Consider the following 18,677-nt stretch of genomic DNA (forward strand, 5'->3'; position numbering starts at 1 on the left):
CTTTGCGTTCTCGATCCGCCGTCGTCTTCTCCCGCGCTTTGACTGTCGCAGTCGGCCGTCCCGCCGATCATCACCCTGCACAGTCACCGAAAGGTCTTCCCCATGCAGTCCACCCTCAAGCGCGGCCTCGCCGTCGCAGCCGGCCTCACCCTCGCGTTCGGCCTCGCAGCCTGCGCCGCCACCCCGGCTTCCTCCGACACCGAAGGCGACGCCTCCGCAGCCGAGGGCACGTTCGCTTCGGGCGACTCGGAGACCCTCGTCTTCGCCGTGCTTCCCGACCACGAAGGCGCAGACCAGGACGCCCAGCCGATCGCCGACTGGATCGCCGAGATCACCGGCAAGAAGGTCGAGCTCTTCCAGGCCACCGACTACACCGCTGTCGTGCAGGGCCTCGCCGCAGACCAGATCGACATCGCTCAGATCTCGGCCTTCACCTACTTCCAGTCGCAGAACGCCGGCGCGGACATCATTCCGATCGGCGCACAGATCACCCAGGAAGGCGCCGAGCCGGGCTACTTCTCGGTCGCCGTCAAGAACCCGGCCGCGACGGACGTGACCTCGCTCGAGGACTTCGCCGACCAGCCGGTGTGCTTCGTCAACCCGACGTCCACCTCCGGCTTCGCCGTTCCCATGGGCGGGCTGCTCGAGGCCGGCGTCACGGTCGCCGATGAGAACCGACTCTTCGGCGAGGAGCACGACCTCAACGCCAAGAAGGTCGCCGAGGGTACTGACTGCCAGGTCGGCTTCGCGCAGGACATCGACGCTGACCCGCTGATCGAGTCGGGTCAGCTCGAGGAGGTCACGCGCGTGCTGGTTCCCGCCGCTCCGATCGTGATGCAGGCCGCTCTGCCCCAGGACGTCCAGGACCAGCTTGTCGAGGCACTCGCCGACAGCACGCAGTCCGACCTCACCGACGCTGGTGTCGAGCTCAACGAGTTCCTCACCGAGGGCTGGTTCGGCTTCGGCGCGGTCGACGACGCGTACTACGACCTCATCCGCACCCTGTGCACCGAGATCGCCGACGAGGTCGAGGCCTGCCAGGCCTGATCCGGTCAGCAGACTCGCACGCGCCACAGGAGAGATGACATGACGAACAGCGACGCCCCCGCAGTCCAGATCACCGATCTGGGGAAGACCTATCCCGGAGCCGCCGGGCCGGCTCTGGAGGGGGTGTCGCTGTCCGTCGTTCCGGGCGAGATCGTCGTGCTGCTCGGCCTCTCCGGTTCGGGCAAGTCGACGCTGCTCCGCCACGTCAACGGACTGGAGACGCCGTCCGCCGGCTCAGTCGTCTCGCTCGGTCAGGCGGTGCCGGACCTGCGTGGGCAGGCGCTGCGTGCACTTCGAGGGCGGATCGGGTTCATCTTCCAGCAGTTCGAGCTCGTCGGTGCACTCACCGTCCTCGAGAACGTGCTCACCGGCGGGCTCGCCACGTTGCGCGGCCCGCGCGTCGGCAGTCTGAGTTATCCGCGACGGTTGCGTGAGAAGGCCCTCGGCCACCTCGACCGGGTCGGCCTGCTCGATTTCGCCTACCAGCGCGCCGACAATCTCTCCGGTGGCCAGCAGCAGCGCGTCGCGATCGCCCGCGCGCTCATGCAGGATCCGGAGATCCTGCTCGCCGATGAGCCGGTCGCATCGCTCGACCCGGAGTCGAGCAGTCAGGTCATGTCGCTCATCCGCGAGATCGCGGCTGAGCGCTCTCTCACGGTCATCTGCTCGTTGCACCAGGTCGATCTCGCACTGAGCTGGGGTGACCGCATCATCGGCCTCCGTGCCGGAAGCGTCGTCCTCGACACTCGCACCGATGACCTGACCCGCGAAGAGGTCATGGAGATCTACGGCCGTGTGGCCACGACCACGAGCGAGATCGCCGCATTGGAGAGCGAGCTCGCCGAGGCGCGGGAGCAGGTTCTCGCGCAGGAGATCCAGCGCTCCGCAGCGCGCGAGCGGCTGGCTGAGGACTTCGCCAACGAGGAGCCGGCGTGACCACCCTCGCCGAGCGTCCCGCGGCCCTCGCCGAGCGCCTGTCGCGAGTGCCGCGCCCCGCGCCGCGGCTGTCCACCGTCGTCTCGTACGGCGTCATCATCGCGGTCCTCGGGCTCGGCGTCTGGTCGTTCATCGGCCTCGACTACAGCCTGAAGAGCCTCGAGACCACCGGTGCCAATCTCTCCCGATTCCTCAGCATGGCGACGCCGATGCAGTGGCCGGGATGGGATGTCACGGCCGAGGTCCAGGGCGGCGGCGAGAAGGTCTTCGTCACGACGTGGGTCGGCTTCGAGCCGATCTGGGACATGTTCCTCACGATCGTCATCACGCTCGCGCTGGTCATCGCCGGTACCGCGCTCGCCGCCGTGCTGTCGATCCCGGTCGCGTACGGAGCGGCGCGCAACACCACGCCCAATGCCGCAGTGATGGCGCTGTGCCGCGGAATCGGCGTGGTCACGCGGGCGATTCCCGACATCGTCTTCGTCGTGGTGCTCGCGTTCCTGTGGTTCAACTCCGGCACCCTTCCTGCGATCGTCGCGATCGGAATCCACTCGGTCGGCATGATCTCGAAGATGTTCGCAGACGCGATCGAGCAGGTCGACGAGGGCCCGCGCCTCGCGATCCGCTCCGCCGGCGGCACGAAGGCGCAGCAGTTCTGGTCGGGCGTCGTACCGCAGGTGCTCCCGGCATGGGTCGCGGTGACGCTGCACCGTGCCGACATCAACCTCAGAGGCACGGTCATCCTCGGGGTCGTGGGTGTCGTCGGCATCGGCTACGAGCTGGACGACGCGCTGCACGGCGGTCCGGCCGGCATGCGGCGTGTGATCCCTCTCGTCGTGATCATCATTGCGCTGTGCGTGCTGTTCGAGATCGTCTCCTCGCTGCTGCGCTCCAGACTGCTGAACGTCCGGCCGACCGGCAAGAGCGTGGGCGACACGGTGGCTCGCGCCGTCGCGCGCAGGAAGGCGTCCGCTGAGGGCGCGACCAGCACCGGCACGGCCACGACGCATGATCGCAATACGCGGATCGAGGCAGCCATGCACCGCCCCTGGGATCGCACCCGCGTCGGCAACACGCTGTGGATCTGGCTCGGCATCGCCGCGGTCGTCGGCGCATTCCTCTACACCGCGCCGGATGTCACGAAGATGTTCGCGCCCGCGTGGAACGAGATCGTCGACCCCACGCGCGACCGTGCGATCTGGCCGCCGCATTTCGGCAGCAGGGACTGGTCGGATGTGCTCGCGGCGGTCGTGACGACCATCCAGATCGCGTTCGCCGCGACGCTGATGGCGACGATCATCTCGGCGATCGTCGGACCGCTGTCGGCGCGGAACGTGGCGCCCAACAGCACGGTGCGCAACGTGTTCCGCGGCATCGCCCTCGTCATCCGAGCGATCCCCGACCTCGTCGTCGCGATCCTGTTCATCATCGCTGCGGGCATCGGGCCGCAGGCGGGTGCCCTTGCACTGGGCATCGGCGGCGTCGGACTGCTCGCGAAGCTCATCGGCGACTCGATGGAGGAGGTGCCGAATGGTCCTGAGCGCGCACTCGCCGCCGCCGGCGGCACACGTGCGCAGGTCTTCTTCTCGTCGACTGTGCCGATGTCAGTCCCGGCGCTCGTCAGTCACCTGATGTATCTGCTGGAGCAGAACATCCGCTCGGCGACCCTGCTCGGGATCGTCGGCGCAGGCGGCATCGGCTTCCTGCTGCTGAATGCGCTGCAGGGGCGTCACTTCGACGAGGTGCTCGCCTATGTTCTCGTGATCATCGGCATGGTCGTGATCGTCGAGGCGGCTTCGATCCTGATCCGGCGCGCTCTGAAGTAGAGCCGGTGGCCTCAGGCCGCCAGCCAGAGGCCTTTCCGGTCGGTGGAGATCCGCAGACCGGCTGCGACGATCTCGTCGGCGCCGATCCTGGCGCCTCTGGCGATGCGTGCGCCGGCGCCGATCTCGGTGCGGACGCCGATGTGCGCGCCGTCGCCGACCGCAGCGCCCTGGCCGATGTGGGCGTGCGCGTCGATGTAGGCGTTGTCGCCGATGACGGCATCCGGTTCGACCCACGCGCCGCGGGCGACCTTCGTTCCCGCGCCCACGCGCGCTCCTGGTTCGACATAGGCGCCGGCTTCGACAACAGCCTTCGGGTGCACCTTCGCTCCGTGCGCGACCAGACCGCGCCCGTTCACGTGCTTGCGATACCGCAGGGTCGAGCCCTGCTCGTCTTCGATATCGATGTAGTTCTTACCCAAGATTCCTCCCGTGTCCGGACATCTCCGGATATATGAACAACCACGGGAGTGGCGAATTCATTCCCGAACAGGGATGCAGGGGCTCGAGTCTGTCGCTGTGTCACCGTTGGCAGCTCGGGCACCAGAAGGTGACGCGTTCACGCGTCGGATCGGCGCCCTGTTCACCTCGACGGATGAGCGTTCCGCATCGCCTGCACGGCCGGTTCCCGCGGCCGTAGACCCACGTGCTCCGCCCCGGCCGATCGACACCGGTGAACGTGCGGTTCACCCGCAGCCGGTTGGCGCGTATCGTGCGTGTGCCCAGGTCGAGCAGCGCTCGGACGTCGACCTCGGGGGCGGGCGTCGTCGGCAGGATTCCGCGGAGGAACAGCAGTTCTGCCGCGTACTCGTTGCCGAAGCCCGCGACGTTGCGCTGGTCGAGCAGTGCGACGTGGATGCTGCGGGCATCGGCGCCCAATCGGCGCGCCGCCTCGACGGGGTTCCAGTCATCCGCAAGAGGGTCAGGGCCCAGATGCCCGAGCAGCTGATCCTCGGCACTGGTCGGGATGAGTTCGACCTCTGCGATGTCGACTCCGACGGCTTCCCGGTCGGCAGTGCCGACGATCGCGCGTACCTTGAAGTCCGGATGCTTCCACTTCTCGCCCGGGCGGTAGAGGAGCCAGGCGCCGTCCATGCGCAGATGGGAATGCAACGTCATCTCGCCGACGCGCAGCAGCAGGTGCTTGCCGCGTGAGACGCATCCGCCGATGGTGTCGCCGGTCAGATCGGCGGTGGCGAAGGCAGGAACGCGCAGGTCGAAACGCGTGACGACTTCGCCCGCCAGCGCCTCATCGAGACGCAGCGCGGTGCGGAAGACGGTGTCGCCTTCAGGCATCGGGCGGAGCCGCTCGCTCGGTGAGTGATCGCGCGAGGATCGTGGACCCTGCGACCGCGGCCGGCATCGTGATGATCGCGCCGAACGGAATCAGGAAGCACAGCTGCGTCGCGACGCCGAAGCCGATGACTCGCGCCCGGCCGGAACGCAGCAGTGCCGAGCGCGAATAAGCGGTCAGCCCGCGAGCGTCGAAGGCTCGTCCGGTGAGTTCGCGTGCGACCAGACGACCGGAAAGGATCACGCCGATGACCGACGCGAGCACCCCACCCACGACGGGGATGAATCCGATGACGAGGGTGAGCAGTGCCACCAGGATGCCGAGGACGACAAGGCGGATGCCCTCGCCGATCGTGGTCAGCAATCCGGTGTCGCCGGTCGGTTCGGGGCCACCGAGCGAGCGTTCGATCCCGCGCCAGATGCGCTGGTAGAAAGGGTCGCCGATCGTCAGCGTGAGCGCGGTGAACACGGCGCCGCTGAGCGCGAGCGCCGCGACGAGGATGACCGCGCCGAGGCTGAACCGCAGCAGTTCCTGCCACGGGCTGACCCAGGCATCGGCGAAGGGCGTGGCCCAGTCGGTGATCGATCCGAGCGTGAGCCCGAGCGGGATCAGCGCGCCCGCGAGCAGCAGGAATGCGATGACTGCGGGGATGAGTCCGAGCGCGAGCAGCTTCGGCCGCGTGCGCCACATGCCGAATCCGCGCCCGAGGATCCGGACGCCGGTGAAGAACTCGCGGATCATGCCTATAGCGTAAGGGCGCATCGGCGAGCCCGAGTTTCCGGCGCGAGACCGAGCGTGCGCAGCTCGGTTTCGCGCCGGAGCGTCGGTCTCACCGCTAAATGGCCTTGCGTAGCGCGAAGCCGCGCGGCGTCGCCACGAACCCGGCTTCCTGCAGGGCCATCGCGAAGTCGGTGCCGTAGATCGCCTCGCCGTTGATCTTCTCCACGGTGAGGGTTTCGAGCCTGCGTGCACGTGAGGTCACGGCGAGATCGGATGCCGCGGCACGCAGCAGTTCCGGATCATCATCGAACGCGAGCACCGTGCGTCCGCCGCGTTCGAGGTAGAGCACGAGCGCCCCGTCGACGAGGACGACCAGGCCGCCGGCCTTGCGTCCTGGCCGATGCGAAACGCCCTCGCGTCGCGGCCAGGCCAGCGCCGCTCCGTACGGGTTCGCGGGGTCGGTCGCGGCCAGCGTGACGGCCTTGCGCGGTGGCGGATCGGCCAGGGCCGCGAACGTGCGCAGGCGATCGACCGTGGCGGATGCCGCGAACTGCGCCGCGCCGAGCTTCTCGATGACGTAGCCGCGTCGGCAGTGCCCGGCCTCTTCGAACCCGGCCAGCACGCGGTATGCCTGGGCGAAGCCGCCGGGCGCGCCTTCGGCCTGTACGGCCCCACGGGTGACGACGCCGTAGCGGTCGAGCAGCAGCCCTGCGTTCACGGTCGCTCGGCGCGCAGCATCGCCGGAGTCGCTCCCTGAGCCTGTCGAAGGCAGCAGCGACCAGCGCCCGCCGACCGCTGCCGGCCTGGCGGGTGTGCGCGCCAGCGACATGTCACGGTACGTGCGCGTGCGAGGCGCGCGGCGGGTCACCCGGTGCGCCTGCGAGCCGCCGGCGAGCAGCGACCGGATCGGTGCGAACGTGTCGTTGGTGACCCTGCTCGACCACGTGAGGTTCCACAGGGCCTCGAGTACCGACTGCTCATTCTCGGCGCCGGTCATCTCACGCAACTGTGCGGCGAAATAGGCGCCGCCTGCTCCCAGCGCACTGAGTAGCTGCGCTTCGAGGGAGTCGGGTGCGATCTCGTCTTCAGGTTCGGGCAGCGTGAAGGGCGCGAGGTCGGCGGGATGCAGCGAGACCCATCCGTCACGCCCCGGCAGCGTGCCGTGGCCCGACCAGATGACCTCGCCGCTGGCGGTCAGCTCGTCCAACAACGCCGGTGTGTAGTCGCGGACTCTGGAGGGCAGAACCAGCGATTCCCATGCGCTCGCCGGGATCGGCACGCCGGCGAACTGCTCGATCACCGACACGACGCCGTCGAGCCCCTCGAGCGGGCGCCCGAGGTGCTGCCACTCCGGCAAGAACCGCGCGTAGGCCTCAGGGGAGACCGGTTCGACGCTGCCGCGGATGGCCGCGAGCGAGCGCATCCGCAGCCGGCGCAGCACCTCGGTGTCGCACCACTCGATCTCCGACGAAGAACCGGACCCTGAGCCTGTCGAAGGGGCCGGCAGGAAGTATCCACTGGTGAGGCGCCCTGTGTTCTCCAGCCGCTGCAGCGTGTGACGGGCGACGGCTGAGCCGATCCCGAAGCGGAGCGAGACGGCATCCGTCGTGAACGGACCGTGAGTTCTCGCGAAACGGGCGACCAGGTCGCCGAGCGGATCGGCGAACGGTTCGAGGAACGCGACCGGGATGCCCGTGGGCAGCGCGACGCCCAGCGCATCGCGCAGGCGCCCGGCGTCTTCGATGGCTGCGACGCGGGCGGTGCCGGCGATCGTGACCGGGATGGCGCGGCGGGCGGCGACGAGGTCGTCGAGGTGCTGTTGCGCGATGGCACCTGAGGCGGATTCGGGGGAAGCTTCGTCTCGCTGCGCTCGCTCAGCCCGTTTCGTCTCGCTGCGCTCGCTCAACGACCCGTCGGCGCTGCCCGACTCCGCACTCGGATCCTGCAGCCGCTCCGCGACCTCAGCCGGATCGAGCGGTCCCAGCATCCGCAGCAGATCGGCGACGCCTTCCAGGCCGCGCACGCGGCGCTCCGGGTCGAGGCGCTGGGCCTCCTGCTCCCATTGTGCGAGCACGTCGGGGTCGAGCAGTTCGCGCAGTTCGACGGTTCCGAGGAGTTCGCCGAGCAGCGCCGGATCGACCGACAGCGCAGCGGCGCGGCGCTCGGCGAGCGGAGAGTCGCCCTCGTACATGAACGCGCCGACGTAGCCGAACAGCAGGTCTCGCGCATACGGCGACGGCTGCGCCGGTTCGGTCTCGACGAGGCGCACCTTGCGTTCGGCGATGGCGTTCGTGAGTCGTCGGAGTGACGGGAGGTCGTAGACATCCTGCAGCACTTCGCGCAGCGTCTCGAGGATGACTGGGAAGGTGGGGTGGCGCCGTGCGACCTCGAGCAGCTGCGCTGAGCGCTGGCGCTGCTGCCACAGCGGCGTGCGCTTGTTCGGGTTCATGCGCGGCATCAGCAGGGCGCGCGCCGCGCACTCGCGGAACCTCGAGGCGAACAGGGCCGAGCCGCCGACCTCTTCAGTGACCACGTGCTCGAGTTCGTCGGGGTCGAACACGAACAGCTCAGCGCCGGGCGGCTCGGCATCGGCATCCGGAATCCGCACGATGATGCCGTCATCGCTCGCGACCGCCGATCCCTCGACACTGAGTCGCTCCCTGATGCGCGCGTTGATCGCGAGCGCCCAGGGCGCGTGCACCTTCATGCCGTACGGGGAATGCAGGATGACGCGCCAGTCGCCGACCTCGTCTCGACCGCGCTCGACCGTGAGCGTGCGGTCGGTCGGGAGGGTGCCGGTGGCTTCGCGCTGCTCGCTGAGATGCGCCATCAGATTGGTGCGCGCCTGCTCGTCGAGGCCAGCCTCGATCAGGCGCTGGGCGGCCTTCTCCGGGGCCGCAGCTGACACCTCGCGGGAGAACTTGCCCAGTGCCTCGCCCAGCTCGTATGGGCGCCCGATGCCGTCGCCGTGCCAGAACGGCACCTTGCCGGGCTGTCCGTACGCGGGCAGCACGTTGACGCGGTCGTGGGTGATCTCGGCGATCCGCCAGCTGGTCGTGCCGAGCGTGAACACGTCGCCCACTCGGGACTCGTAGACCATCTCTTCGTCGAGCTCGCCGACGCGTCTTCCCGCTCCCTCGCCGGGGACGAAGACGCCGAACAACCCTCGGTCGGGGATCGTGCCGCCGCTGGTGACGGCGATGCGCTGCGCGCCGGGTCGTCCGGTGAGCGTGCCGGCATCCCGATCCCAGACGAGTCGTGGGCGGAGCTCGGCGAACTCGTCGGACGGGAAGCGGCCCGCGAGCAGGTCGAGCGTCGCCTCGTAGGCGGAGCGGGGGAGCGATTGGAAGGGTGCGCTGCGCCGGACGGTCTCGAACCACTCCTCGACGCTGATCGGCGCCAGCGCGCAGGCCGCGACGGTCTGCTGCGCGAGGATGTCGAGCGGGTTGCGCGGCACCGCGATGGCTTCGATCTTGCCCGCCAGCATCCGCTCGGTGACGATCGCGGTGTGGAGCACGTCGCCGCGGTGCTTGGGGAAGAGCGCTGCGCGGCTGATCTCGCCGACCTGGTGTCCTGCGCGTCCGACGCGCTGCAGGCCGGATGCCGCGGACGGCGGCGCCTCGACCTGGATGACGAGGTCGACGGCGCCCATGTCGATGCCGAGTTCGAGGCTGCTCGTCGCGACGACGCAGCGCAGGATGCCGGATTTCAGTTCTTCTTCGACGAGCGCCCGCTGCTCCTTCGAGACCGAGCCGTGGTGCGCCTTGGCGAGCACTGCGTCCGCGCCTGCGGTCGATCCGGCCTGCGCCATCATCGCGGCGGGCGGGCCCGCCCGCTCTGGGACGGGCACGCTCGGTCCCTGAGCCTGTCGAAGGGTGCGCTCGGCGTAGATCTCGTTGAGCCGGCCGGTGAGGCGCTCGGCGAGGCGACGCGAGTTCGAGAAGACGATCGTGGACTTGTTCTCGAGGATGCGGTCGACGATCGCCTCTTCGACGTGCGGCCAGACGGATCCCGTCACTTCGGTGTACTCGGCCGGGTCGTCGCTCGCGGGCGGAGTGCCGGGTGGGGGAGGCGGGTTGGTCATGTCGGCCATCGGCACGACGACCGAGAGGTCGAAGGTCTTGGATGCCTTCGGGGCGACGATCTCGACGGGCTCGGATCCGCCGAGGAAGCGGGCCACCTCGTCGATCGGGCGGACGGTGGCGGAGAGGCCGATGCGCTGCGCGGGGGAGGTGTCTTCGCGACCGGCTCGGCGGAGGGCATCCAGTCGCTCCAGGCTCACGGCCAGGTGCGCACCGCGCTTGGTCGCGGCGACCGCGTGCACCTCGTCGATGATGACGGTGTGCACGTCGCGCAGGGTCTCGCCCGCGCGACTGGTGAGCATCAGATACAGGGATTCGGGCGTGGTGATGAGGATGTCGGGTGGGTCGGAGACGAGCTTGCGGCGGTCGCTCGAGGTGGTGTCGCCCGAGCGGACGCCGACGCTCACAGACGGGGCCGCCAGCCCTAGCCGACGAGCGGATTGCCCGATGCCGACCAAGGGGGAGCGCAGGTTGCGCTCGACGTCGACGCCCAGCGCCTTCAGCGGTGAGATGTAGAGGATGCGCGTGCGCGCTGTGCCCTTCGCAGGGGCGGCATCGCCGGCATCCGTTCTCTCGCGGAAGACGCGGTCGATCGCCCACAGGAACGCCGACAGCGTCTTTCCCGATCCGGTCGGGGCGACGACGAGCGCGTGCCTGCCGGCTGAGATCGCGTCCCAGGCGCCGGCTTGCGCCGGGGTGGGCGCGCTGAAGGCGCCCCTGAACCAGTCCTGTGTGGCAGGGGTGAAGCGGTCGAGCACCCGGTGCGCTGAGCCTGTCGAAGCGTCGCTCATCACTCCATCATCGTCTGTGGGTGGGACATCGGGGCTGACTGCTCCCACCGCACGAGTGAGATTCGCGGTGGAGTCGAGGGCGAGCTCGGCATGCAGGCTGGTGGAAGTTGCCAGCCAGGTGCCGCGGCGGTGAAGCGCTGATTGGCTCAACTGCATCTGGGAATCGATATCGATTGTGGCTGATGGTAGCTTTCATCGCTCTCGGTCGGCATCATCGATGGATGGCGATGATGCGTCCTCGGAAGTTCGACGGGAAGGCGACGGCGCTGGTCTGGCCCAATCGACGGTGAGCAAACATCTCAGCTTCCTCCTTGAGTGTCGGCTCGTGTCCGTTCGTCCCTCTGGCAGGTCGTCGTGGTATTCGCTTTCCGAGCCAGCGGCGATCTCCGCGTTGATCGGCGCTGCGGAGGAACTCTTGGACGCAACAGGTACTAGGGCCGAACTGTGCGCGCATCTGCGCGGTCTCGGTGAGAAACGAAGAGAAGAAATGGAGACCCTCTGATGGGTGCAGGACATAGCCACGGGCCGGCTGTTGACGAGAAGGCGGGCCTTCCCGGCGACTACCGACGGAAGCTGTGGATCGCCTTCGGCATCACGGCGATGATCGCCGTCGCGCAGGCCGTTGGGTCAGTCGTGACTGGTAGCCTCGCGTTGCTGACCGATACGGCTCACGCGATCACGGACTCCTCGGGTCTCCTGGTGGCTCTTATCGCGGCAACTCTGATGCTGCGGCCCGCGAGCTCCAAGCGGACATGGGGATTCCGGCGCATCGAAGTCATCGCCGCGCTTGGTCAGGCCGCCCTGCTTCTCGTGGTGGGCTTCTACACCGCCATCGAGGGAGTCCGCCGCCTGTTCGAGCCCCCGGAGGTTCCGGCGACGGAGCTCCTGGTGTTCGGCGTCATCGGACTGACTGCCAACATCATCGCGATCCTCATCCTCTCCTCCAGCAGAGGAGCCAACTTCAACATGCGGGCCGCGTTCCTTGAGGCGCTCAACGACGCTCTAGGCTCACTCGGCGTCATCGTCGCCGCTATCGTGATCGCCACCACCGGGTTCATGCAGGCGGACGCTCTCGCGGGTCTGCTCATCGCCGCGCTGATCGTGCCACGCGCCTTCAAACTCATGCGCGAGACCGCCAGCGTCCTGATGGAGTTCACCCCGAAGGGGCTGGATCTGGATGCGGTACGAGAGCACATCTTGAAGCTTGACCACGTCAAGGACGTTCACGATGTGCACGCCTCTACCGTCGCAACCGGCTTGCCCACCCTCACGGCGCATGTGGTGGTCGAGGACGCCTGCTTCACGGACGGTCACGCCGCTGAAGTTCTCCAAGATGTGAAGGACTGCGTGGCTGACCACTTCGAAGTCTCCGTCTACCATTCGACATTCCAAATCGAGACCGAGCACATCAGCGAGCACGAATCGGAATCCGTCAAGCACGCATAGTCAATGCGCCCAGCCCGAACTTCCAAACACGGCGGACAAGACGTCCCGACGATACCCGGGCGTGTCGAACGATGCAACCGTCGGGCGTGTCGCGGTCGTCATCCGTTCACCGATCGGTCTTCAGAACGTCACGGTTCCCGGCTAGCCTGGCGCGCATGATCACGCATCGCCGCGTCCGCGCGGCCGCTCTCACAGCCCTCCTGGTCGTCGGCGTTGCCGTCATGACCGCCGTCCCTGCCGTCGCCGCACCGCCGGATCGTGCGCCGAGTGATTCCGACCTGCGCTTCGCCACTTTCAACGCCTCGCTCAATCGCGGCACCGAGGGCGCGCTCGTCGCCGATCTCGCCGCCCCTGGCAACCCTCAGGCGGATGCCGTCGCCGAGATCATCCAGCGCTCGAACCCCGACGTGCTGCTGATCAACGAGTTCGACTACGACGCAGGCGGTGAGGCGCTGCGGCTGTTCCAGGAGAACTACCTGTCGGTGCCGCACGACGATGCGAAGCCCGTCGAATACGCCTATCGGTACTCCGCCCCGGTCAACACGGGGGTGCCCAGTGGGTTCGACCTGAACAACGACGGCGCGATCTCCGGCGGCGACGACGCCTGGGGCTTCGGTCTCTTCCCCGGTCAGTACGGGATGGCGGTCTACTCGAAGTACCCGATCGATCAGGACGCCATCCGCACCTTCCAGAACCTCGTCTGGGCGGACATGCCTGGCGCGCTTCTCCCCGACGACCCCACGACGGCGGAGCCCGCCGACTTCTACTCCGCGGAGGAGCTCGCCCGATTCCCACTCTCGAGCAAATCTCACTGGGACGTGCCGATCGAGGTGTCGAAGAACAAGACCGTGCACTTCCTCGTCTCGCATCCGACTCCGCCGACGTTCGACGGTGCAGAGGATCGCAACGGCCGACGCAACCACGACGAGATCCGGCTGTGGGCCGACTACATCGCGGGCGGCAAGACGGCCTCGTACATCGTCGACGACCAGGGCGGGGAAGGCGGTCTCGGCCGCAACGAGCTCTTCGTGATCGCCGGCGACCAGAACGCCGACCCGAACGACGGCGACTCCACAGACGGTGCGATCGATCAGCTCCTGGATAGCCCTCGCGTCAACACGGCATCCGTGCACACCAGCACAGGCGCACTGGAGGCGACCGAACTGCAGGGCGGAATCAACCTCGAGCACGTGGGCGACCCCGCGCAGGACACGGCCGACTTCTCCGAGCCTCCAGGAAACGTCCGCGTCGACTACGTGCTGCCCAGCCGCCAGATCCGGATCCTCGACTCGGGGGTCTTCTGGCCGGCATCGGATGATCCGCTCTCCCGCCTGACCGGCGTCTACCCGTTCCCCTCCAGCGACCACCGGCTCGTCTGGTCCGACGTGGACGTTCCAGGAGGCGGGCAGCGCTGACCCGCTCGAAGCGCGGCATCCGCCTCATGGGGGATGCCGCGCTGATCGACGCTGACTAGCGTGGAGTCATGCCTGATGACCGGATGAGCGGACAAGAGGCGCGACAGCGGATGAGCTGGGGCGCCGGCATCGCGCTGGGAATGGGCGTCGGCGTCGCCATGGGCGCAGCGCTCGACGACATGGGGCTCGGCATCTCGATCGGCATCGCCATCGGAGTGGCGTTCGCCATCGCGCTGGGCGCGGTCGGGCGACGCAAGCGTCCGCCAGAGGAACAGGAAGACGACGCCGACCCCGGCGGTGGAGCGGATTCAGCCAGCTGAGGCGTCTCGCCACTTCTCGAGGAAGACGCGCACGTCGAGAAGCTCGTCTTCGGAGATGCTGTGGGTCAACCCGGGGTAGACGCGGCCGGTGAGCTCGGAGTGGTCAGGCAGCCACTGCGCCGTGTGGGCGATCAGCTGAGCCGGGATCACGTCGTCGTTCGTACCGCGGCCCCAGAAGACGCGGGGCCGCGCTTCGCGCAGCGCCTCGTCTTCCGGCAGATCACCGGGTGAGGTGTAGCCGCTGAGCGCGACCACGGCCCCGAAGCGCGCTGGATCGAGGCGCAGCGCCTGCAGTGCGACCGCGGCGCCCTGCGAGAACCCGAGCAGCGCCACAGTCGGCGCGTCGCCTGCCGCGACGTCGAGCCACCGCAGAAATGCGCGGGCGGCGATCGTCACAGCATCCGGATCCCGTCCGTTCAGACCGTCGATCGCGTACCACGACCTGCCAGGCATAGGCCACGGCGGCGCAAGGGGCGCGGCGACGGATGCCACGGCGACGCCTTCGGGAAGGAAAGGCGCGAGCCCGAACAGGTCGTGCTCGTCGGCGCCGTACCCGTGCAGCAGCACGAGCAGCGGCAGACCTGCGCGTTCTTCGGGTGCCCAGCGCGTGGCAGCCGCGTCGATTCTGAGTTCCTCGCTCACGGCATCCATCCTGCCAGCCTGCACTGACATGCACCGCCGCAGAACTGCGCAGACGCAGACACTGGTAGAAATGAGACATGTCGGTGCGCACACCTGATCCTGACCCCGAGGGGGGCGACGACGACCTCTCCCGGTTCAGTGAGCTGCCCGCAGACGCGAACAATCCGGCATGGCTGAGCGAGTTCGAGCTCGCAGAGGCTCGACGCCGACTGCCGATGCTCTACGTCGAGGCGATTCCCGTGCGCACTGACGGCACCGGACAGGTCGCCGAGCTCGGCATCCTGTTGCGTTCCACGCCGCTCGGCGAGATGACGCGCACGATCGTCTCCGGGCGGGTGCGCTACGGCGAGACAGTGCGCGACGCCCTCTTCCGACACCTCGAGAACGACCTCGGCCCGATGGCCTTCCCTCTGCTTCCCCCGCAACCGCTGCCGTTCACCGTGGCGGAGTACTTCCCGCTTCCCGGCGTCAGCGCGTACCACGACGATCGCCAGCACGCGGTCTCGCTCGCGTTCGTCGTCCCGGTCACCGGCACGTGCGAGCCCCGTCAGGACGCCCTCGAGATCACCTGGTTCTCGCCGGAGGAGGCGGCATCGGACGCGGTGGCCGCCGAGATGGAGGGCGGCCGCGGCACCCTCATCAGGATGGCCCTCGCCAGTCTCGGCCTGTTGCGCTGACGCAGACTACGCCGTGGTCAGTCGCCCGAGCTCCGCGATGAACGCGTCCACGTCCGACTCCTGCGTGTCGAAGCTGCACATCCAGCGCACTTCGTTGCGCGCGGCATCCCAGTCGTAGAAGCGGAACGACTCGCGCAGCCGGTCGGCGACGCCGTCCGGAAGCGTCGCGAACACGCCGTTCGACTGCGTCTCCTGGGTGAATTCGACGCCCCGGATGCTCCCGGCATCCAGCCCCGCCTCGATGCCGGCCCGCAGTCTGGCGGCCATCGCGTTGGAGTGCCGAGCATTGCGCACCCACAGGTCGCCCTCGAGCAGCGCGATGAGCTGCGCGGAGACGAAGCGCATCTTCGACGAGAGCTGCATGTTGTACTTGCGGCCGTAGATCAGACCTGCGGATGCTTCGGGATTCAGCACGACGATCGCCTCGCCGAGCATCGCGCCGTTCTTGGTGCCGCCGAAGCTGAGCACGTCCACACCGGCGTCGCGCGTGAACGCGCGCAGGCGTACGTCGAGGGCGGCGGCGGCGTTGGAGATGCGTGCACCGTCCATGTGCAGGTGCATGCCGTGGCCGTGCGCGTGATCGGCGAGGGCGCGGATCTCGTCGACGGAGTAGAGCGTGCCGAGCTCGGTGGACTGCGTGATCGACACGACGAGCGGCTGTGCGCGGTGCTCGTCGCCCCAGCCCCAGGCCTCACGGTCGACGAGTTCAGGTGTGAGCTTGCCGTCGTCGGTGGGCACCGTGAGCAGCTTCATGCCGCCGATCCGCTCGGGCGCACCGCCCTCGTCGACATTGATGTGAGCGGTGGATGCCGTGATCACGGCGCCCCAGCGCGGCAACATCGACTGCAGGCCGACGACGTTCGCGCCGGTGCCGTTGAAGACGGGGAACGCCTGGATGCCGTCGCCGAGGTGGCCGCGGAAGACCTCCTGCAGGCGCTCGCTGTACTGGTCTTCGCCATACGCGATCTGGTGGCCGTCGTTCGCTGCGGCGATCGCCGCGAGGATCTCGGGGTGGATGCCGGAGTAGTTGTCCGACGCGAATCCCCGGATCGCGGGGTCATGCAGAGTGGTCACCGGATAAGCCTATGTCGGATGTCGGTGGTGAAGAATACGCTTTGACCCATGAAGCGCACGGCCGCAATCGGTGCTGGCCACCGGCATCATCGGCGGCGCCTACATGCTGTTCGTCGCGTTCTTCGCGATGGTGTTCGGCACGACCGGAAGCCCAGTGCGGGACCGCCACTCCTAGAGTTCGATCACCCGATCGTTGAGGTCGGCCGTATCCGATTCCCACAGCGCGACGACGGCGTCGGCGAGCGCCTCCGGTTCCAACGCCTTGGCGCGGAAGATGACGGATGCCGCGCGCAGAGGCTCCCCGGTATCCCGAGCGGTCTTCTCGAACCCGTGCGCGACGGCGCGCGCCCATGCCTCGCTCGCGGCCTTCACCGCCGCGTAGTTCGCCCCGCCCGCGAGCGGGCGCGCGACCGCTGTGGATGACACGATCGCGAAGCGCCCGGCATCCGACGCCTGCAGAGCACGATCGAAGGCGCGACTCGTCGCCCGCACGGCCTGCAGCGCAGGCAGCAGGGCATCGAAGTCCTTGTCGGACTGCCCGGCGAGGCCCCCGCCCCCTCTCCAGCCGCCGACGAGGGGGATGACGCCGTCGACCTGCCCGAGCCGCGCGGCCAGGTCCGTCATCGCGGCGAGCGATGTCGCATCCGCGACGACTACCTCGGCGCCGGCATCCGCTAACGCAGCCAGCCGATCCGTTGAGCGCCCAGTCGCGACAACCCGTGCGCCCGCCTCGACCAGAGCGCGGGTCACTGCCAGGCCGGCCGCACTCGTGGCGCCCGCAAGCACAATCGCATGCCTGTCCGCTGTCATCACGCTCTTCTTCCGATGCTCAAACTCACCGAGCCGTGCAACAACTTCGGAGAAGTGCACGTACTTCGGACGAATCGGCCCGAATTCTCCGAGGATGCTGCACTTCTCCGAAGAACGTGCACGCCGAAGCTAAGCATCAGACGCTCGAATCCCCGCAGTCGACTCGATCACCGGTCGCATCTTCTTCTCGAGCGCCTCGAAGAACATCGACAGGGGGAACTCGTCGTCCAGCACCCGGTCGGTGTAGCCCTTCGGGAGCCCGGCGAGTACCTCATCGGGCAGCCCGCGCGCCCAGATCGACGCCGGATTCGGCGCCAGCACCGAGCTCACCAGGTCGTACGCGGCGAGCCAGTGCGCTGTCTTCGGGCGGTCGATCGAACGCCAGTACAGCTCATTCACCGCGTCGCTGAGCGCGATCACGGCATCCGGAACCTCGGCCCAGTCGAAGGCGAGCTGCGTGTCGGTCCAGTGCAGCACTCCGCGCTGATGCAGCCAGGCGAACAGCAGCTGCCCGCCGAGACCGTCGTAGTTTCGTACCCGCGAGCCGGTGATCGCGAAGCGGAAGATGCGGTCGAAGATCACCGCGTACTGCACGAGTCCGGCATGCTCGAGCATCTGCTGCTCGGTCTCGGACAGCGCATCCGACCCCTGAGCTTGTCGAAGGGCGAGAGAGCGCTCGATCGCGACCGACTCGCGGAATGCCGTCAGATCGCAGCGCAGCTCTTCCAGCGAGTACAGGAAGAACGGCATCCGCTGCTTGATCATGAACGGGTCGAACGGCAGATCTCCGCGCATGTGCGTGCGGTCGTGGATGATGTCCCACATCACGAATGTCTTCTCGGTGAGGTCCTGGTCATCCAGCATCCGCGCCGCCGGCTCCGGAAGGTCCAGCTTCGTGATCTCGGATGCCGCGCTCACCACGCGTCGATAACGGGCGGCCTCGCGGTCCTGGAAGATCGCGCCCCACGTGAACGTGGGGATCTCGCGCATCGCGACGGTCTCGGGGAAGAGCACGGCCGAGTTCGTGTCGTACCCGGGCGTGAAATCGATCAGCCGAAGCGAGACGAACAGCTTGTTGCCGTAGTCGCCGGCTTCCAGCTCGGCGATGAACTCCGGCCAGATCGCCTCGACGATGAGCGCCTCGACGAGGCGGTCTGGCGAACCGTTCTGCGTGTACATCGGGAACACGACGAGATGGCGGATGCCGTCGACGCGATGCCGTTGCGGCTGGAAGGCCACGAGCGAATCGAGGAAGTCCGGCACGCCGAAACCCTCGGATGCCCAGCGCTCGAAGTCACTGACGGATGCTGCGAGATACTCCGCGTCGTGCGGGAAGGCCGGCGCGAGGGCGCGGATGCCGGCGATGATCGCTGCGACGTGCTCGCCTGCGGAGGTGTGTGCGGTGTCGTGCCCTGAGCTTGTCGAAGGGATCGAACCGTCCTTGACCTGCATCTCGCGGAGCGCGAGGGCGGCGTTCTTCAGCGTCCGCCAGGCGTCGCTCTTCTCGGCGCGGGCGGCGTCCTCGACGACCTCGGGCTCGCCGATGATGGCAGTGTTGTGAAGAGGAGTGGACATCGGGACCTCCGATCGATGGCTCAGC

At 68.1% G+C, this 18,677-nt stretch carries 16 protein-coding genes; 8 read left to right on the forward strand and 8 right to left on the reverse strand.

Features of this window, described 5'->3' with window-relative positions:
• Positions 1-102 precede the first annotated feature (102 nt).
• Genes JF52_RS0109875 through JF52_RS0109885 form a run of 3 tightly spaced genes read left to right on the forward strand, consistent with a single transcriptional unit; the run spans position 103 to position 3,809 of the window.
• A complete protein-coding gene (locus tag JF52_RS0109875) occupies positions 103-1,047 on the forward strand; it encodes a PhnD/SsuA/transferrin family substrate-binding protein (protein ID WP_033105994.1) in 945 nt (314 codons plus the stop codon).
• Between the two features lie 39 nt (positions 1,048-1,086).
• Positions 1,087-1,983: a phosphonate ABC transporter ATP-binding protein gene (gene phnC / locus JF52_RS0109880; protein WP_052166872.1), complete on the forward strand. Its 897-nt coding sequence runs from the start codon at positions 1,087-1,089 to the stop codon at positions 1,981-1,983.
• A complete protein-coding gene (locus JF52_RS0109885; protein WP_052166873.1) occupies positions 1,980-3,809 on the forward strand; it encodes a PhnE/PtxC family ABC transporter permease in 1,830 nt (609 codons plus the stop codon). The genes phnC and JF52_RS0109885 overlap by 4 nt, the downstream gene beginning before the upstream one ends.
• Positions 3,810-3,820: 11 nt before the next feature.
• On the opposite strand, the gene JF52_RS0109890 is transcribed toward JF52_RS0109885, so the two are convergent.
• The 4 genes from JF52_RS0109890 to JF52_RS0109905 form a co-directional block, all read right to left on the reverse strand.
• Complete coding sequence (locus JF52_RS0109890) at positions 3,821-4,228, reverse strand: transferase (RefSeq protein ID WP_033105995.1); 408 nt, start codon at positions 4,226-4,228, stop codon at positions 3,821-3,823.
• 100 nt (positions 4,229-4,328) lie between these two features.
• Positions 4,329-5,102: a DNA-formamidopyrimidine glycosylase family protein gene (locus JF52_RS0109895; protein WP_033105996.1), complete on the reverse strand. Its 774-nt coding sequence runs from the start codon at positions 5,100-5,102 to the stop codon at positions 4,329-4,331.
• Positions 5,095-5,841, reverse strand: coding sequence for an EI24 domain-containing protein (locus tag JF52_RS0109900; protein ID WP_084595739.1), 747 nt, complete (start codon positions 5,839-5,841; stop codon positions 5,095-5,097). Before JF52_RS0109900 ends, JF52_RS0109895 begins: the two co-directional genes overlap by 8 nt.
• A 94-nt stretch (positions 5,842-5,935) precedes the next feature.
• Positions 5,936-10,693: an Lhr family ATP-dependent helicase gene (locus tag JF52_RS0109905; protein ID WP_033106565.1), complete on the reverse strand. Its 4,758-nt coding sequence runs from the start codon at positions 10,691-10,693 to the stop codon at positions 5,936-5,938.
• A 217-nt stretch (positions 10,694-10,910) separates the two neighbouring features.
• On the opposite strand from JF52_RS0109905, the gene JF52_RS16960 reads away from it, so the two are divergent.
• From JF52_RS16960 to JF52_RS0109920, 4 genes are all read left to right on the forward strand, one after another.
• On the forward strand, positions 10,911-11,195 hold the full coding sequence (locus JF52_RS16960) for an ArsR/SmtB family transcription factor (RefSeq protein WP_084595740.1): 285 nt from the start codon (positions 10,911-10,913) through the stop codon (positions 11,193-11,195).
• Positions 11,195-12,139, forward strand: a complete 945-nt coding sequence (locus tag JF52_RS0109910; RefSeq protein ID WP_033105998.1) for a cation diffusion facilitator family transporter — start codon at positions 11,195-11,197, stop codon at positions 12,137-12,139. Before JF52_RS16960 ends, JF52_RS0109910 begins: the two co-directional genes overlap by 1 nt.
• A gap of 155 nt (positions 12,140-12,294) precedes the next feature.
• Positions 12,295-13,554 carry an endonuclease/exonuclease/phosphatase family protein gene (locus JF52_RS0109915; protein WP_033105999.1) on the forward strand — a complete coding sequence of 420 codons (1,260 nt, stop codon included), beginning with the start codon at positions 12,295-12,297 and terminating at the stop codon, positions 13,552-13,554.
• Between the two features lie 68 nt (positions 13,555-13,622).
• Entirely contained in the window at positions 13,623-13,874 is a 252-nt protein-coding gene (locus JF52_RS0109920; protein WP_200880984.1) for a hypothetical protein, read from the forward strand.
• Here JF52_RS0109920 and JF52_RS0109925 read toward each other — a convergent pair.
• The gene (locus JF52_RS0109925; RefSeq protein WP_235272354.1) at positions 13,863-14,516 is read right to left on the reverse strand and encodes an alpha/beta hydrolase; all 654 of its coding nucleotides are present in this window, start codon (positions 14,514-14,516) and stop codon (positions 13,863-13,865) included. The genes JF52_RS0109920 and JF52_RS0109925 overlap by 12 nt on opposite strands.
• 77 nt (positions 14,517-14,593) lie before the next feature.
• Between JF52_RS0109925 and JF52_RS0109930 the strand changes: the two genes are divergently transcribed.
• A complete protein-coding gene (locus JF52_RS0109930) occupies positions 14,594-15,193 on the forward strand; it encodes an NUDIX hydrolase family protein (RefSeq protein WP_033106002.1) in 600 nt (199 codons plus the stop codon).
• Positions 15,194-15,199: 6 nt separating this feature from the next.
• On the opposite strand, the gene JF52_RS0109935 is transcribed toward JF52_RS0109930, so the two are convergent.
• The 3 genes from JF52_RS0109935 to JF52_RS0109945 form a co-directional block, all read right to left on the reverse strand.
• Positions 15,200-16,267 (reverse strand): threonine aldolase family protein, encoded by a 1,068-nt coding sequence (locus tag JF52_RS0109935; RefSeq protein ID WP_033106003.1) that lies wholly within the window; start codon positions 16,265-16,267, stop codon positions 15,200-15,202.
• Between the two features lie 171 nt (positions 16,268-16,438).
• The gene (locus JF52_RS0109940; RefSeq protein WP_033106004.1) at positions 16,439-17,077 is read right to left on the reverse strand and encodes an SDR family oxidoreductase; all 639 of its coding nucleotides are present in this window, start codon (positions 17,075-17,077) and stop codon (positions 16,439-16,441) included.
• Between the two features lie 129 nt (positions 17,078-17,206).
• Entirely contained in the window at positions 17,207-18,652 is a 1,446-nt protein-coding gene (locus JF52_RS0109945; protein WP_033106005.1) for a DUF6421 family protein, read from the reverse strand.
• Positions 18,653-18,677: the final 25 nt, after the last annotated feature.

Source organism: Microbacterium profundi, from assembly GCF_000763375.1.
Lineage (GTDB): Bacteria > Actinomycetota > Actinomycetes > Actinomycetales > Microbacteriaceae > Microbacterium > Microbacterium profundi.

Coding starts and splice junctions, on each gene's coding strand:
- JF52_RS0109875 (WP_033105994.1), top strand. CDS start 103: ATGCAGTCCACCCTCAAGCGCGGCCTCGCCGTCGCAGCCGGCCTCACC.
- phnC (WP_052166872.1), top strand. CDS start 1,087: ATGACGAACAGCGACGCCCCCGCAGTCCAGATCACCGATCTGGGGAAG.
- JF52_RS0109895 (WP_033105996.1), bottom strand. CDS start 5,102: ATGCCTGAAGGCGACACCGTCTTCCGCACCGCGCTGCGTCTCGATGAG.
- JF52_RS0109900 (WP_084595739.1), bottom strand. CDS start 5,841: ATGATCCGCGAGTTCTTCACCGGCGTCCGGATCCTCGGGCGCGGATTC.
- JF52_RS0109905 (WP_033106565.1), bottom strand. CDS start 10,693: ATGAGCGACGCTTCGACAGGCTCAGCGCACCGGGTGCTCGACCGCTTC.
- JF52_RS16960 (WP_084595740.1), top strand. CDS start 10,911: ATGGATGGCGATGATGCGTCCTCGGAAGTTCGACGGGAAGGCGACGGC.
- JF52_RS0109910 (WP_033105998.1), top strand. CDS start 11,195: ATGGGTGCAGGACATAGCCACGGGCCGGCTGTTGACGAGAAGGCGGGC.
- JF52_RS0109915 (WP_033105999.1), top strand. CDS start 12,295: ATGATCACGCATCGCCGCGTCCGCGCGGCCGCTCTCACAGCCCTCCTG.
- JF52_RS0109920 (WP_200880984.1), top strand. CDS start 13,623: ATGCCTGATGACCGGATGAGCGGACAAGAGGCGCGACAGCGGATGAGC.
- JF52_RS0109930 (WP_033106002.1), top strand. CDS start 14,594: ATGTCGGTGCGCACACCTGATCCTGACCCCGAGGGGGGCGACGACGAC.
- JF52_RS0109940 (WP_033106004.1), bottom strand. CDS start 17,077: ATGACAGCGGACAGGCATGCGATTGTGCTTGCGGGCGCCACGAGTGCG.
- JF52_RS0109945 (WP_033106005.1), bottom strand. CDS start 18,652: ATGTCCACTCCTCTTCACAACACTGCCATCATCGGCGAGCCCGAGGTC.